Source organism: Arthrobacter sp. Y3221087 (assembly GCF_059089905.1).
On the sequence record NZ_JBNHFE010000001.1, the window covers coordinates 1,483,929 to 1,498,146 of the forward strand.

Genomic DNA, 14,218 nt, shown 5'->3' on the forward strand with positions numbered 1-14,218 from the left:
GATCTGTGGGGGACGAACGTTTTGTCGTTGCAACGCCCGCATAATGAGACGGCTTGACCACCATATGGATCGCTTGGCTACCCTGAAACTATGAGCGCATCCTCCATCGATCTGGCAGTTATCCCCGGCGACGGCATTGGCCCCGAGGTCATTGCCGAGGCAGTCAAAGTCCTGGAAAAAGCTGTTGCTGCAGAAGGGGTGGAGCTCAAGCAGACGCACTACAAGCTCGGCGCTGAACACTGGCTGGCAACCGGGGAGACCCTCCCGGACGAGGTCCTCGCCGACCTGCGGACCAGGGACGCCATCCTCTTCGGCGCAGTAGGTGCGGCCCCCGGCGATACCCGCATCCCGTCAGGCATCATCGAGCGCGAGATGCTGCTGAAGCTCCGCTTCAGCCTGGACCACTACGTCAACCTGAGACCGTCGCGGCTGTACGGAACCGTGGGCAGCCCGCTGGCCAACCCGGGCGCCATCGACTTCATTGTTGTCCGTGAAGGAACCGAGGGCCCCTATGTGGGCAACGGCGGCAGCCTCCGGGCCGGCACCCCGCACGAGGTTGCCACCGAAGTGTCCCTGAACACCGCCCACGGCGTGGAGCGCGTGGTGCGGGACGCCTTCCGCCGCGCCAGTGCACGGGAGCGCAAGCACGTCACCCTGGTCCACAAGCACAATGTCCTGGTCTACGCAGGCCACCTCTGGAAGCGGACCGTGGAGACAGTCGCGGCGGAGTTCCCGGAGGTCACGCACGACTACCTGCACGTGGATGCAGCCACCATTTTCATGGTCACGGACCCGTCCCGCTTTGACGTGATCGTCACGGACAACCTCTTCGGCGACATCCTGACCGACCTTGCTGCCGCCGTCACCGGGGGCATCGGGCTGGCGGCATCCGGCAACATCAACATGGACCGTACCGCCCCGTCCATGTTCGAACCGGTCCACGGCTCCGCTCCGGACATCGCCGGCCAGGGCAAGGCAGACCCCACCGCCGCCATCCTGTCCGCCGCCCTCCTCCTGGACCACCTCGGCTACACCACGGCGGCCCGCAGGATCGAAGCGGCAGTGGTTGCCGACGTCGAAAAGCGCGACGGCGGCGCCCGCAGCACCAGTGCGATCGGCGACGCGATCGCGGCCGGGCTCTGACCCCGCGCCGAGGCCTCCGGCATCGGGCGTAAGCTTGTCTCGAATCACCAAATGCCGCCCCTCCGTTCAGCGCTGAACCCGGGCGGCCGATCGTGGAGGAACCATGACCCAGACTGCCCACGGCGTCGAATTCAGCCAGCAGCTTTCGGCCAACCCGAAGTCTGCTGAAGAGCGTGCAGCCATCCTGGCGAACCCGGGATTCGGCAACCACTTCACCGACCACACCGCCATCGTTGACTACAGCGTCGATGAGAACGGTAAAGGCGGCTGGCACAACCCCCGGGTGGAGGCCTACGGGCCGATTTCCCTGGACCCGTCCGCTGCCGTGCTGCATTACGGGCAGGAAATTTTCGAGGGGCTCAAGGCCTACCGCCACGCGGACGGCTCGGTGTGGACTTTCCGTCCGGAAGCCAACGCCGCCCGCCTCAACAAGTCGGCCCGGAGGCTTGCACTGCCCGAACTGCCTGCCGAATACTTCCTCGGCGCCATCCGCGAACTGGTGGCCGTGGACAAGGAATGGGTTCCTGACGGCGACGGGGAGTCCCTGTACCTGCGGCCGTTCATGATCGCAACCGAGGCATTCCTTGGCGTCCGGGCCGCGCGCGAAGTCTCCTTCCGTGTCATCGCCTCACCGGCAGGCAACTACTTCGGCGGCGAGCTCAAGCCGGTGTCCATCTGGATTTCCCGGGAGTACGCGCGGGCCGGCCGCGGCGGCACCGGCGCGGCCAAGTGCGGCGGCAACTACGCTGCTTCGCTCATCGCGCAGCAGGAAGCCGAAGCCAATGGCTGCAAGCAGGTCCTGTTCCTCGACCAGTTCAATGACAACGCGGTGGAAGAGCTGGGCGGCATGAACGTGTTCTTCGTCATGAAGGACGGCTCGCTGGCCACCCCGGCACTCACCGGCACCATCCTGGAAGGCGTCACCCGGATGTCCGTCATCCAGGTGGCCAAGGACATGGGCCGGGAAGTCGCCGAGCGCAAGATCACCCTGGATGAGTGGCGCGACGGCGTCGCCTCCGGTGACATCACAGAGGTCTTTGCCTGCGGCACTGCCGCCGTCATCACCCCCATCGGAGTCCTCAAGGACGCCACGGAATTCATCGGATCCGAGGACGCCAAGGCGGGGGAGTCCACCATGGCCATCCGTGAGCGGCTGCTCGGCATCCAGACCGGGACGTCCCCGGACACCCACGGCTGGCTGACCCGCCTGGCCTGAGCCGGGCCAGGTCGCGCCATTTGAAGGGTCCAGAGAACCACGACGGCGCCCGCGGGGCTTCTGCCCGGCAGGCGCCGTCGTCGCAGGGCCCCTCGAGCTGTGAGCCTGACGTGAGGTCCTCCCCGAAAGCATTCGACTTCCTTGCGCCAATCGGCGGTCTCACGGAACTTCCGCCACGTGGGAAACCAGACAATGCTGCCCGTTGCGTGGTTGTGGATGTGCAGGAGCCCGCTGTTCTTCTCTGTTGCGGCATGGTCGTGATCAACCCGCACCCGGCCGTTCTATTCCGGGTGTGCGGCGGCGATGGTCCGGCGGCGGATGCAAAGATGGGACGGTGACGTCCGCTTCCCGGCCCATCCTGCAGCGCAGCTCCGCCCTGACCCAGTACATCCTGGCTCCCAACCCCGGGCCGATGAGCCTCGAGGGGACCAACTCCTACGTGGTGCGTGCCACCGGCCATTCCCGTGCAGTCGTGGTGGACCCGGGCCCGCTCGACGAGGGCCATCTGCGCGCGCTGGCTGCCGGCCCGGTGGAACTCATCCTCGTTACCCACCGCCATGCGGACCATACGGCAGGATCTGCCCGCCTGCATGACCTGACGGGTGCCCCCGTCCGGGCCGCGGATCCGGTGCATTGCCACGGCGGCGGAGAACCCCTGCACGGAGGGGTGATCCACGCTGGCGGGCTGGAGATTCACGTGCTGCCCACGCCCGGCCATACGTCCGATTCTCTGTGTTTCCATCTTCCGGAGGACGGCCCCCATGGTTCCGTGCTGACCGGCGACACCATCCTGGGCAGGGGTACCACCATGCTGGACTTCCCGGACGGCACGCTGGGGGACTACCTCAGCACTTTGGACAGGCTTGAGGCGTTGGGGCCGGCCACGGTCCTCCCGGCACACGGGCCCATACTGCCTTCCGTGGAGTCGATTGCCCGGGATTACCGCCTGCACCGGCAGGAGCGGCTCGGCCAGATCCGTGCGGCGCTGGAACAACTCGGCCGGGATGCCACGGCAGGAGAAGTGGCTGACGTGGTTTATGCCGACGTCGTCCCCTCCATCCGGAAGGCTGCCGAAATGTCGGTCGCCGCCCAGTTGCACTACCTGCGCGGTGAAGGAAGCGGCCAGGCCCGAACGGTAGGGTAGGACCCATGCGTATTGCCAGGTTTGTTGTCGATTCTGATCCCCTTTACGGTGTTGTTGAAGGTGAACCAGGCAGTGAGGAAATCACTGTCATCCACGGTGACCCCTTCTTCAACGGTGTTGAGCGCACATCCGTCCGCCACAAGCTGGAGGACGTCCGGCTGCTGGCCCCCATCATCCCCCGCAGCAAGGTCATCGGCGTGGGGCGCAACTACGTGGAGCACGCGCGCGAACTCGGCAATGAAGTGCCTGCACAGCCGCTCCTTTTCCTCAAGCCCAACACGGCCGTTGTGGGGCCCAACGATCCCGTCGTGCTGCCGGAATTTTCGGAGGAAGTGTCCTTCGAGGCGGAACTCTGCGTGGTGGTCGGCCGGATCTGCAAGGACGTCCCGGAGGACCGCGTGGACGACGTCATCTTCGGCTACACCTGCGGGAACGACCTCACCGCCCGCGACGTCCAGAAGACCGACCTGCAATGGACCCGGGCCAAAGGATTTGACACCTCGGCGCCGCTGGGCCCGTGGATCGAGACTGACCTCGATACCGAGGACCTGCAGATCCAGGGGCGGCTGAACGGCGAGGTGCGCCAGGACGGCAGCACCAGCCAGATGATCCGGGGCGTGCAGGAACTGGTCTCCGTGGTCTCACAGGCCTTCACCCTCCTGCCCGGAGACGTCATCATGACCGGAACACCTGCCGGTGTGGGCCTGGTGAATCCTGGCGACCGCTTTGAGGTGGAGATTGAGGGAATCGGACGCCTGTCCAATCCGATCGTCCGCCGCTGACACCAGCGGACAGCCGCCGCCGGCATCTGCCGCCGCCCGCGCCGGGCGGCGGCAGCAGACGGTAAAGTTGGAGCCACTATGACTACTCCTTCTGCGTCCCCTGCTGCCTCCCTGCCATCCGTTTCAGCCGATACACCCGTGCGCGTCCGGTTTTGCCCCTCGCCCACCGGTACCCCGCACGTCGGCCTGATCCGGACTGCGCTCTTCAACTGGGCCCATGCCAAGCACACCAAGGGAACGTTCGTCTTCCGCATCGAGGACACCGATGCCGCACGCGACTCGGAGGAAAGCTACCAGCAGCTGCTGGAAGCGCTGAAGTGGCTGGGCATCACCTGGGAAGAAGGCGTGGAAGTCGGCGGCCCGCACGAACCGTACCGGCAGTCGCAGCGCCTTGACCTCTACAAGGACGTCGTAGCCAAGCTGATCGCGGGCGGCTACGCCTACGAGTGCTACTCGTCCCCCGAGGAAGTGGAGGCACGCCACCGGGCCGCGGGACGCGATCCCAAGCTCGGCTACGACAACTTTGACCGCGAGCTCACCGAGGAGCAGGTGGCAGCGTTCAAGGCGGAAGGCCGCCAGCCCGTGCTGCGGGTGCGGATGCCCGACGAGGACGTCACCTTCACCGACCTGGTGCGCGGCGAAATCACGTTCAAAGCCGGCAGCATCCCGGACTACGTCATCGTCCGCGCCGACGGTTCGCCCCTGTACACCCTGGTGAATCCGGTCGACGATGCACTCATGGGCATCACCCACGTGCTGCGCGGGGAGGACCTGCTCTCGTCCACCCCCCGGCAGGTAGTCCTCATCCGGGCCCTGATGGACATCGGCGTGGCCAGCTACATGCCGGAGTTCGGCCACCTGCCATACGTCATGGGTGAAGGCAACAAGAAGCTGTCCAAGCGGGACCCGCAGTCAAACCTTTTCCTCCTGCGCGACCGGGGCTTCATTCCCGAAGGCCTCCTCAACTACCTCTCGCTGCTGGGCTGGAGCCTGTCCGCAGACGAGGACATTTTCACGGTGGACCAGCTCATCGAGCACTTCGACGTGCACGACGTCCTTGCCAACCCGGCACGCTTCGACATCAAGAAGGCCGAAGCCATCAACGGCACCCATATCCGGATGCTGGCCCCTGAAGACTTCCGGGACCGGCTGGTGCCCTACCTGAGGAACGCAGGATACCTGGGGGAGCAGCTCACGGAGCGGCAGGAGGAAATCCTCACCGAAGCGGCGCCCCTGATCCAGGAACGCATTGCCCTGCTGGGCGAGGCGCCGGATATGCTCGGGTTCCTGTTCAAGGATGATGAGGCCATTGATATTGCGGATGACGCCCGCAAGGGACTGCCGCAGAACCTCGGGGAAGTACTGGACGCAGCCATCGCCGCGCTCGAGCCGGTGGAAGACTGGACGCCGGACCATATCCAGGCCGCGCTCAAGCAGGCGCTCGTGGAGGACCTCGGCATCAAGCCGCGCCTGGCCTTCGGCCCGGTCCGCACGGCCGTGTCCGGCCGCAGGATCTCGCCCCCATTGTTCGAATCCATGGTGATCCTGGGCAAGGAATCATCCCTGCGCCGGCTCCGGACCTTCCGCGGCTGATGACTGCTCCCGGCAAGGCGCGCAGCGGCGTCCTGAAGACACCCTTCGGGGCGGTCCGCGGTGTTCTCTTCGACATCGACGACACCCTGGTGGACCTTGAATACTCGATGACCACTGCCTTGCGGGAGGTCAGCGAACATCTCCTGCCCGGCCTGGACCAGGCCGGGTGGGAGCGGTTCGGGCGCATCTTCACGCACGAGACCACGCACTACTACGACCAGTACCTCGCCGGGGAAGTGACGTTCAACGAACAGCGCCTGCTCCGTGGCCGCGCGGCCCTGGGGCACTTCGGGGTTGAACTGGCCGACGGCGAGGAATCGCACCGGTGGCTCAACGCCTACATGGAGCGCCAGCCTGCCTACGTCAAGCCTTTCCCGGACGTCCTGCCGTTGCTGGAAGTCCTGGACGGCGCAGGCATCCCTTACGGCGCCGTCAGCAACAACGTCCACGACTACCAGCGGGCCAAGCTGGACAGCGCGGGACTGGAACGTGTTTCACGCCTGGTGGGTACGGACACGCTCGGCGTCGCCAAACCCAATCCGGCGATCTACCTCGAGGGCGTACGGCTGCTGGGCACTGCCGCCTCCGAAACGCTCTACGTGGGCGACAACCGGCTGCTGGATGCGGAAGGCTCGACGGCCGCCGGGCTGCTGGGCGTGTGGCTGAACCGGACGGGCGAGCCGGTGACAGGGTTCGACGGCCACATGGTTGCCTCCCTGGACGGGCTGGTAAGGCACGTCACACCCGGCCGATTTGTGCGAGCTGAAAGTCTCGGGTAGAGTATTTTCTCGTGCTGAGGCGCACGGAGCAGGGCAAAAGCCCTGAAGACCGGCCCGAAAGTGCCATTGGGATATGGTGTAATTGGCAACACTACGGTTTCTGGTACCGTCATTCTAGGTTCGAGTCCTGGTATCCCAGCTCTGGTTTGAGCGCCGGTTTTCCGGCCTCGGGACAGAACAGTTTCAAACGGTTCGCCGATTTGGAACGCGAGCGAAGTGTGTGAAACAATCACTGAGCTTGACCAGCGGAAACGCTGGCAGGAAGTACACGGCCCCATCGTATAGCGGCCTAGTACGCCGCCCTCTCACGGCGGTAACGCGGGTTCGAATCCCGCTGGGGTCACCATCGAAATGGTCCCGGGCAGAAGCCCGGGACCATTTTTCTTTGTCCGGCTTCGTCCCCGCCGGCCGGACAATTCCCCGGGCGATGCCAGGTGGACATGACCATCCACAGGGGAGTCCCGCCGTCGGGTCGCCGCCTATTGAACCGCGTGAGCTGGCATGATGTTGCTGTGACCTCCCGGAACGAGCACGATGATGCAGGCCAGCCGGCGCAGACCGCCGAGGCGGTGGCGCTGCTGGAAAATGTGCGGAGCGCGCTTGTGGAGGTCAGCCTGCCGCTGGCGCTTCCCGGTGCTGATCTGGCCCGGCGTGAGGCGGCCGGTGCCGCCAGCCAGTTGGATGACTACATCCTTCCCCGGTACCGCAGCCTGGATGCTCCGCTGCTGGCCGTCGTCGGCGGCTCCACGGGCGCCGGGAAGTCGACGCTGGTGAATGCGCTCGTGGGCCATCCGGTAACCCGTGCAGGCGCCATCCGGCCCACTACCCGCCAGCCCATCCTGCTGCACAACCCGGCGGAGGCGGACTGGTTCGAAGGTCAGCGTGTCCTTCCTGGCCTCAGCCGGATCCGCGGCGCCCTCGCCGGGCAGGTTCCCGCCGGCCAGGCAACGCAAAGCCCCGGGACCGCGCCGTCGTCGTCGCTCGTCCTGCTGGCGGATCCCGCCGTTCCTGCCGGGATCGCACTGCTGGACGCCCCGGACGTCGATTCCATCGCGGATGAGAACAGGAGGCTGGCAGGGCAGCTGCTGGCGGCGGCAGACCTCTGGATCTTCGTCACCACCGCCAACCGCTACGCCGACGCCGTTCCCTGGAAGCTGCTGCTGGACGCGGCCGCCAGGGACATCATGGTGGCCGTGGTGCTGGACAGGGTTCCGCCGGGGGCGGAGGCTGAAGTCAGCGGGGACCTCCGGTTGCTCCTGGACAGGGAGGGCCTGGGTGGTGCGCAGCTGTTCATCATTCCGGAGACCACACTGGATTCAAGAGGCATGCTGCCGGCAGCAGCTGTCCGTCCGTTAGCCATATGGCTGCAGAACCTCGCGGCGGATGCTGCCGGCCGCTCGGACGTCGCCCGGCGGACCCTCAACGGGGCGGTCCGGGCACTGGCCGGCAAGGTTTCCGCGATTGCCCTGGCGGCGGCAGAGCAGCGGCGCGCAGCCGGCTGCCTGGAGTCGGACGCCGTGTCGGCCTACCGGGACGCGGCGGAGCGAATTATGGACGCCACCCGGGACGGCGCGCTCCTGCGCGGTGAAGTACTCGCCCGGTGGCAGGACTTCGTTGGTACGGGCGAGTTCTTCCGGGCCCTGGAGCAGAACGTCGGACGCTTCCGGGACCGGCTCGGTGCCTTCTTCCGGGGCGAACCGCCCCCCGCCGTCCGGGTGGAGGCCGCCATCGAGACAGGACTGCAGGCCGTCATCCTGGACGAGGCAGCCAACGCCGCCGAGGAGACCGACCAGCGCTGGCGGTCCGATCCGGCCGGGCGCCAACTGCTGGGGACTGACGATCTGTCCGGTACTGCTCCGGGCTTCGCCGACCGGGCCGCTGCCGAAATCCGTGCGTGGCAGGAGGCGCTCATGGAGCTCATCCAGACAGAGGGCCAGGGCAAGCGGACCCAGGCACGCTGGTTGTCCTTCGGCATCAACGGCCTCGGCGCCGCGCTGATGATCGTGGTTTTCTCGATGACCGCTGGACTGACAGGCCTGGAAGTCGGTGTTGCCGGCGGGACTGCCGTGGTGGGCCAGCGGCTGCTGGAAGCGGTGTTCGGCGAGGATGCAGTCCGCCGGATGGCCGAAAAGGCGCGGGAGGACCTCGCCGTCCGGTGCCGGCGGCTGCTCGATGAAGAGCAGCAGAAATTCCTTGTCCGGCTGCCGGAAAGCGTTGAAGGCACTGAAGGCGTCCTTGCGGCACAGTCCAATGCCCTGGTCCGGCTGGCAGGCAGCGCGTGAGCCGCCACAGTGCGGCCAGGGAGGCTTCCCGGCTGGACGGCCGGCTCCAGGCGCTCGACGACGCCCGCGGCCTCGGCGAAGGTGTCCTTCCCGATCAGGCGCTGCAGGAAGTGGTGGCTGTCCTGGACAGGGCCAGTTCCCGCCGGTCACTGTCCGCAGACCACACCGTGGTGGGCTTCTTTGGTGCCACGGGCAGCGGCAAATCCTCCTTGTTCAACGCGGTCAGCGGCGCAGAAATTGCGACGGCGGCGGCCCGCCGACCCACAACATCGGAACCTTTGGCCGGGGTCTGGGGAGCGGACGGCAGCGGGCCGCTCCTTGACTGGCTCGAAGTCCGCAACCGGCACCACGCGGCCGCCGTGGACGGCTTCGCGGATGAGGAGACCGGGCTGATCCTTCTGGATCTGCCCGATTTCGACTCCACCCGGGAAGCCAACCGTGAGGTGGTACAGCGGATGGTAGGCCTGGTTGACGTCCTGGTGTGGGTCCTGGACCCGCAAAAGTATGCCGATGCGGCAGTCCATCACGGCTTCCTCGCGCCGCTCGCCTCCCACGGGGCGGTGACCCTCGTGGTGCTGAACCAGGTTGACCGGCTGCCAGTGCCGGACGTGGAACCGGTGCTCGAATCCCTCCGCGCCATCCTGGCACGCGAGGGCCTCGGCCAGGTGAAGGTGCTGTCCACGTCCGCGGTGACGGGTGCCGGCATCGATACCTTGCGGGCGGCCATCCGGTCCGTTGCCGTCCAGCGCAGGGCCCAGTCGCAGCGGTTGGCTGCAGATGTGTCCAAGGCAGGCCGGGAACTCAGGGCAACCTCAGGGGACGGGGAAGCCGCCGGGGTTGCCCCTGGGGCAAAAGCCAGGCTTGCCGATGAACTGGCAGTGGCCGCGAATGTGCCTGTTGTAGTAAGCGCCGTTTCCCGGTCCTACCGGCTGGAAGCGGCGCGGCGGACCGGCTGGCCCGTCACCCGGTGGCTTTCCAGGTTCCGTCCGGACCCCCTGCGCCGGCTCAATCTCCGCAGCAGCACGCCGGCCCAGCTGAACCGGACGTCACTGCCGTCCGCCGGTGCCCCGGAGCGCGCCCGGACGGACGCCGCCGTGCGGGCGTTCGCCGACGCCGCCAGTGCCGGCGCGCCCGGACCCTGGCGCGCCGCCATCAGGAGCGCAGCCCGGGAAGGCCGTGAAAGGCTGCCGGATGCCCTGGACCAGGCGATCGCCGGGACGGACATCGGCGCCAACCGCAAAGCATGGTGGTGGGGCCTCTTCAACGTGATGCAGTGGCTGGCGCTTCTGACGGTGCTGGGCGGGCTTGGCTGGCTCGGCGTGCTCGCCGGCCTGGGCTACTTCCAGATGCCCGTGCCGGAAGTGCCGCGCGTGGAAGGCTGGCCCATACCCACCCTGATGGCCACGTCCGGCGTGGTGCTGGGGGTCTTCCTTGCCGTCACCGGACGGATCGTTGCCGCCGGTGCCGCAAGCTCCCGGGCCAAAAGGGCGCGGAAGCGGCTGAACAAAGCCGTAGCAGCCGTGGCCCAAAAGCTGATCGTGGAGCCGGTGGAGGTGGAGGTGGCCAGGCTCGCCGCCTTCAACGCCGCCTTGAGGCGTGCCGGGGAAAGCTAGGAACGAGCCCGCAGACCGGCTCCTACCGCTGCCCGCCGGCCCCCTCCAGCGCGGCTGCGGCGTCACGGACCTTGATGAGCGTCCGCAGGTTGCGCGTTGTGGTGGCTGACTTGAACTTTGCCTTTGCCGAGAGCTTGCTGAAGGGGCTGTCCAGCGTTCCGCCGGCCGGTGCCAGCCAGGCCAGGGCTTCCGGGCCGAGCCGCTGCTGTTGGTTGCCCTCGAGGGCGGCACCGGCGGCGTCAAGGTCGTCCAGCACCCTGGGGTCCGACGACAGCGTGATGTAGGTATGGGTGGACTTGTCGTCCGCCGGCCAGGGGCAGGCTTCCACCAGCGCAGCCACCCGGGCTGCGTCCAGGACCACCACCCAGGCCTCGTAGCCGAAGGCGGTGCGGAGGCACTCTTCGCATTCGCGCTTGACGGCACCGGCATCACGGCTGCTGGTGAGCACCACGTTTCCGCTGGCCAGGAGGGTCTTTGCGTCGGCAAAGCCGCAGCCGTTCAGGGCCTCGCGCAGATCCGCCATCCTGATATTAATCCCGCCCACATTGATGCCGCGAAGGAACACCGCATAGCTGCCCATGGGCACAGCCTAACGCGCGGGCCTGGCGCCGGGCGGGACCTGTCAGTCGCTGTTCTTGCGCAGGGCCTCGGTGAGGATGCGCCCGGCGTTGCACACCACTTCCGCGTGCAGCCGGCCGGGCTGGCGGGTGAGCCGCTCGATGGGACCGGAGATGGACACGGCGGCGATCACGCGGCCGGACGGGCCGCGCACCGGTGCAGAGACGGAGGCGACCCCCGGCTCACGTTCGCCGAGGCTCTGGCCCCAGCCCCGGCGTCGTACGCCCGCCAGCACGGTGGGCGTGAAACGGGCGGACTGCAGGCCCTCCAGCAGGCGGTCGTGGTCCTCCCACGCAAGGAGCACCTGCGCAGCTGATCCTGCCTTCATGGACAGCTGGGTGCCGACCGGAATGGTGTCGCGCAGGCCGATGGGGCGTTCCGCCGAGGCCACGCATACGCGCCAGTCGCCCTGGCGGCGGAAGATCTGCGCGCTCTCGCCGGTGGCGTCCCGGAGCTGCATCAGGACAGGTCCAGCGGAGGCGATCAGGCGGTCCTCGCCCGCGGCGGACGCCAGCTCAACGAGCCTGCTGCCCAGGACGAAGCGTCCCTGGATGTCCCGGCTGACCAGGCGGTGGTGGACCAGCGCGAGGGCAAGGCGGTGGACAGTGGGCCGCGCCAGGCCGGTGGCAGCCACCAGCTGTGCGAGCGTGGTGGGGCCGGCCTCGAGTGCATCAAGCACCTGGGCAGCTTTATCAATGACACCGACTCCACTAGAATTGTCCATGTAATGATATTGCCGTCTCAATATCTGAGATGCAAATCTTTCGGCTGGCGCACGGTGAAGCCGTCCTGATTCAGTTGGAACAATCAATCACAACAGCAGTGAAGGGAGCTGGCCATGGCAAAGACATTGGCCGAGAAAGTCTGGGACGCGCACGTGGTGCGCAAAGGTGACGGCGACGGAGCCAACGCCCAGCCCGACCTTCTCTTCATCGACCTTCACCTGGTCCACGAGGTCACGTCGCCGCAGGCCTTCGAAGGCCTGCGCCTGGCCGGACGCAAGCTGCGACGTCCGGACCTGACCATCGCCACGGAGGACCACAACACTCCGACGCTGGACATCGACAAGCCTATCGCCGACCTCACCAGCCGCACCCAGATCCAGACCCTGCGCAACAACTGTGCCGAGTTCGGCGTCCGGCTGCACAGCCTGGGCGACGCCGAACAGGGCATCGTGCATGTGGTGGGCCCGCAGTTGGGGCTGACCCAGCCCGGCATGACCGTGGTCTGCGGCGACTCCCACACCTCCACCCATGGTGCCTTCGGTGCGCTGGCGATGGGCATCGGGACGTCCGAGGTGGAGCATGTGATGGCCACCCAGACACTCTCCCTGAAGCCGTTCAAGACCATGGCAATCAACGTTGAGGGCACCCTCCGTCCCGGCGTTACCGCCAAGGACATCATCCTCGCCGTGATCGCTAAGATCGGCACCGGCGGTGGCCAGGGCTACGTTCTGGAATACCGCGGATCAGCCATCCGCGCCCTGTCCATGGACGCCCGGATGACCATCTGCAACATGTCCATCGAGGCGGGCGCCCGCGCCGGTATGGTGGCACCGGATGAAACCACCTACGAATACATGAAGGGCCGCCCGCACGCGCCGGAGGGCGCCGACTGGGACGCCGCCGTCGAATACTGGAACACGCTGAAGACCGACGACGACGCCGTCTTCGACGCGCAGGTGGACCTGGACGCCAACACCCTGGAGCCCTTCGTTACCTGGGGCACCAACCCGGGCCAGGGCGTTTCGCTGTCCGAATCCGTGCCGTCGCCGGAGGACTTCGGCGACGAGAACGCCAAGGCGGCAGCGGAGCGCGCCCTGCAGTACATGGGGCTTGAGGCCGGCACGCGCATGAAGGACATCCGCGTCGACACCGTCTTCCTGGGTTCCTGCACCAACTCCCGGATCGAGGACCTCCGTGCAGCGGCTGACATCATCCGGGGCCGGGAAAAGGACCCGCAGGTCCGCATGCTGGTGGTTCCCGGGTCCGCGCGGGTCCGCCTGGAGGCCGAGGCCGAGGGCCTGGACCGCGTGTTCAAGGACTTCGGTGCCGAATGGCGCTTCGCCGGCTGTTCCATGTGCCTGGGCATGAACCCGGACCAGCTGGAGCCGGGGGAGCGCTGTGCCTCCACCTCCAACCGCAACTTCGAAGGACGCCAGGGCAAGGGCGGCCGCACCCACCTGGTGTCCCCGGTGGTGGCCGCGGCAACCGCCGTCCGCGGCACGCTCAGCTCGCCGTCGGACCTCGGCCCGGCTCCTCAACCGGCGGCCAAGCCCGCCGGATCCATCCGCACCGACGCAGCCTAGGAGCCAGCCATGGAAAAGTTCACCAAGCACACCGGCGTCGGCGTCCCGCTGCGCCAGAGCAACGTCGATACCGACCAGATCATCCCCGCGGTCTACCTCAAGAGGATCACCCGCACCGGCTTCGAGGACGCCCTGTTCTCCGCCTGGCGCAAGGATCCTTCGTTCATCCTGAACCAGGAGCCGTTCAAGGCCGGTTCTGTCCTGGTGGCCGGCCCGGACTTCGGCACCGGGTCCTCGCGTGAGCATGCGGTGTGGGCCCTGAAGGACTACGGCTTCAAGGCGGTCCTTTCATCGCGGTTCGCGGATATCTTCCGCGGCAATTCTGGCAAGCAGGGACTGCTCGCCGCGCAGGTGGCCCAGGATGATATCGAGCTGATCTGGAAAGAGCTGGAGAATGCTCCGGGCACCGAAGTTACAGTGGACCTGGAGTCCAAGACAGTGGTGTGCGGCAACATCGTGGCGCCGTTCGAGATCGACGACTATACCCGCTGGCGCCTGCTGGAAGGCCTGGACGATATTGGGCTGACCCTGCAGCACGAGGCAGACATCACGGCGTACGAGGCCACCCGCCCCGCCTTCAAGCCGAAAACCCTGCCGGCCAGGCTTTCCTGACCGCTCCAGAGCTTCCGTCCGCAGTACCCGGCCCCGCCACACCACGTCGGCGGGGCCCGCGTATTTCGGTTCGGTAACACGACCTCCTATGCTTGGGTGGAGCCTTTGCAAGGATTTGGGGGCGAGTA

General features: G+C 66.9%; 12 protein-coding genes and 2 tRNA genes. 12 read left to right on the forward strand and 2 right to left on the reverse strand.

All coding sequences use genetic code 11. The features are described 5' to 3' along the window. Window positions 1–90: 90 nt before the first annotated feature. The 10 genes from AC5RUO_RS07025 to AC5RUO_RS07070 all read left to right on the forward strand — a co-directional run bounded on the left by AC5RUO_RS07025 (window position 91) and on the right by AC5RUO_RS07070 (window position 10,552). Window positions 91–1,143 (forward strand): 3-isopropylmalate dehydrogenase, encoded by a 1,053-nt coding sequence (locus AC5RUO_RS07025; RefSeq protein WP_494103138.1) that lies wholly within the window; start codon window positions 91–93, stop codon window positions 1,141–1,143. A gap of 103 nt (window positions 1,144–1,246) precedes the next feature. Further along, the gene (locus AC5RUO_RS07030) at window positions 1,247–2,359 is read left to right on the forward strand and encodes a branched-chain amino acid aminotransferase (RefSeq protein ID WP_494008580.1); all 1,113 of its coding nucleotides are present in this window, start codon (window positions 1,247–1,249) and stop codon (window positions 2,357–2,359) included. Between the two features lie 334 nt (window positions 2,360–2,693). Continuing rightward, window positions 2,694–3,503: an MBL fold metallo-hydrolase gene (locus AC5RUO_RS07035; protein WP_494103139.1), complete on the forward strand. Its 810-nt coding sequence runs from the start codon at window positions 2,694–2,696 to the stop codon at window positions 3,501–3,503. A 5-nt stretch (window positions 3,504–3,508) separates the two neighbouring features. Next, complete coding sequence (locus AC5RUO_RS07040; protein ID WP_494103140.1) at window positions 3,509–4,285, forward strand: fumarylacetoacetate hydrolase family protein; 777 nt, start codon at window positions 3,509–3,511, stop codon at window positions 4,283–4,285. A gap of 78 nt (window positions 4,286–4,363) precedes the next feature. Then, on the forward strand, window positions 4,364–5,878 hold the full coding sequence (gene gltX / locus AC5RUO_RS07045) for a glutamate--tRNA ligase (RefSeq protein WP_494008577.1): 1,515 nt from the start codon (window positions 4,364–4,366) through the stop codon (window positions 5,876–5,878). Beyond that, window positions 5,878–6,657 carry an HAD family hydrolase gene (locus AC5RUO_RS07050; protein WP_494103141.1) on the forward strand — a complete coding sequence of 260 codons (780 nt, stop codon included), beginning with the start codon at window positions 5,878–5,880 and terminating at the stop codon, window positions 6,655–6,657. Before gltX ends, AC5RUO_RS07050 begins: the two co-directional genes overlap by 1 nt. A 67-nt stretch (window positions 6,658–6,724) precedes the next feature. Continuing rightward, a tRNA-Gln gene (locus tag AC5RUO_RS07055) sits at window positions 6,725–6,796 on the forward strand. Between the two features lie 131 nt (window positions 6,797–6,927). Beyond that, window positions 6,928–7,003, forward strand: a tRNA-Glu gene (locus AC5RUO_RS07060). A 94-nt stretch (window positions 7,004–7,097) separates the two neighbouring features. Further along, entirely contained in the window at window positions 7,098–8,939 is a 1,842-nt protein-coding gene (locus AC5RUO_RS07065; protein WP_494103142.1) for a dynamin family protein, read from the forward strand. Then, window positions 8,936–10,552, forward strand: coding sequence for a GTPase (locus AC5RUO_RS07070; protein ID WP_494103143.1), 1,617 nt, complete (start codon window positions 8,936–8,938; stop codon window positions 10,550–10,552). Before AC5RUO_RS07065 ends, AC5RUO_RS07070 begins: the two co-directional genes overlap by 4 nt. A gap of 22 nt (window positions 10,553–10,574) precedes the next feature. Here the strand turns inward: AC5RUO_RS07070 and AC5RUO_RS07075 are convergent, their stop codons facing one another. After that, entirely contained in the window at window positions 10,575–11,132 is a 558-nt protein-coding gene (locus AC5RUO_RS07075; protein ID WP_494103144.1) for a DUF1697 domain-containing protein, read from the reverse strand. A gap of 42 nt (window positions 11,133–11,174) precedes the next feature. Continuing rightward, window positions 11,175–11,894 (reverse strand): IclR family transcriptional regulator, encoded by a 720-nt coding sequence (locus tag AC5RUO_RS07080; RefSeq protein WP_494008572.1) that lies wholly within the window; start codon window positions 11,892–11,894, stop codon window positions 11,175–11,177. Window positions 11,895–12,008: 114 nt separating this feature from the next. On the opposite strand from AC5RUO_RS07080, the gene leuC reads away from it, so the two are divergent. Together leuC and leuD are read left to right on the forward strand one after the other, a co-directional pair. After that, window positions 12,009–13,478, forward strand: a complete 1,470-nt coding sequence (leuC, locus tag AC5RUO_RS07085) for a 3-isopropylmalate dehydratase large subunit (RefSeq protein WP_494008571.1) — start codon at window positions 12,009–12,011, stop codon at window positions 13,476–13,478. A 9-nt stretch (window positions 13,479–13,487) separates the two neighbouring features. Further along, entirely contained in the window at window positions 13,488–14,090 is a 603-nt protein-coding gene (leuD, locus tag AC5RUO_RS07090; RefSeq protein WP_494050697.1) for a 3-isopropylmalate dehydratase small subunit, read from the forward strand. Window positions 14,091–14,218: the final 128 nt, after the last annotated feature.

What these genes read in the sequence shown, in the direction of transcription:
- AC5RUO_RS07030 (WP_494008580.1), top strand. Translation starts at nt 1,247, where the DNA reads ATGACCCAGACTGCCCACGGCGTCGAATTCAGCCAGCAGCTTTCGGCC.
- AC5RUO_RS07025 (WP_494103138.1), top strand. Translation starts at nt 91, where the DNA reads ATGAGCGCATCCTCCATCGATCTGGCAGTTATCCCCGGCGACGGCATT.
- AC5RUO_RS07080 (WP_494008572.1), bottom strand. Translation starts at nt 11,894, where the DNA reads ATGGACAATTCTAGTGGAGTCGGTGTCATTGATAAAGCTGCCCAGGTG.
- AC5RUO_RS07075 (WP_494103144.1), bottom strand. Translation starts at nt 11,132, where the DNA reads ATGGGCAGCTATGCGGTGTTCCTTCGCGGCATCAATGTGGGCGGGATT.
- gltX (WP_494008577.1), top strand. Translation starts at nt 4,364, where the DNA reads ATGACTACTCCTTCTGCGTCCCCTGCTGCCTCCCTGCCATCCGTTTCA.
- AC5RUO_RS07050 (WP_494103141.1), top strand. Translation starts at nt 5,878, where the DNA reads ATGACTGCTCCCGGCAAGGCGCGCAGCGGCGTCCTGAAGACACCCTTC.
- leuD (WP_494050697.1), top strand. Translation starts at nt 13,488, where the DNA reads ATGGAAAAGTTCACCAAGCACACCGGCGTCGGCGTCCCGCTGCGCCAG.
- AC5RUO_RS07040 (WP_494103140.1), top strand. Translation starts at nt 3,509, where the DNA reads ATGCGTATTGCCAGGTTTGTTGTCGATTCTGATCCCCTTTACGGTGTT.
- leuC (WP_494008571.1), top strand. Translation starts at nt 12,009, where the DNA reads ATGGCAAAGACATTGGCCGAGAAAGTCTGGGACGCGCACGTGGTGCGC.
- AC5RUO_RS07065 (WP_494103142.1), top strand. Translation starts at nt 7,098, where the DNA reads ATGACCATCCACAGGGGAGTCCCGCCGTCGGGTCGCCGCCTATTGAAC.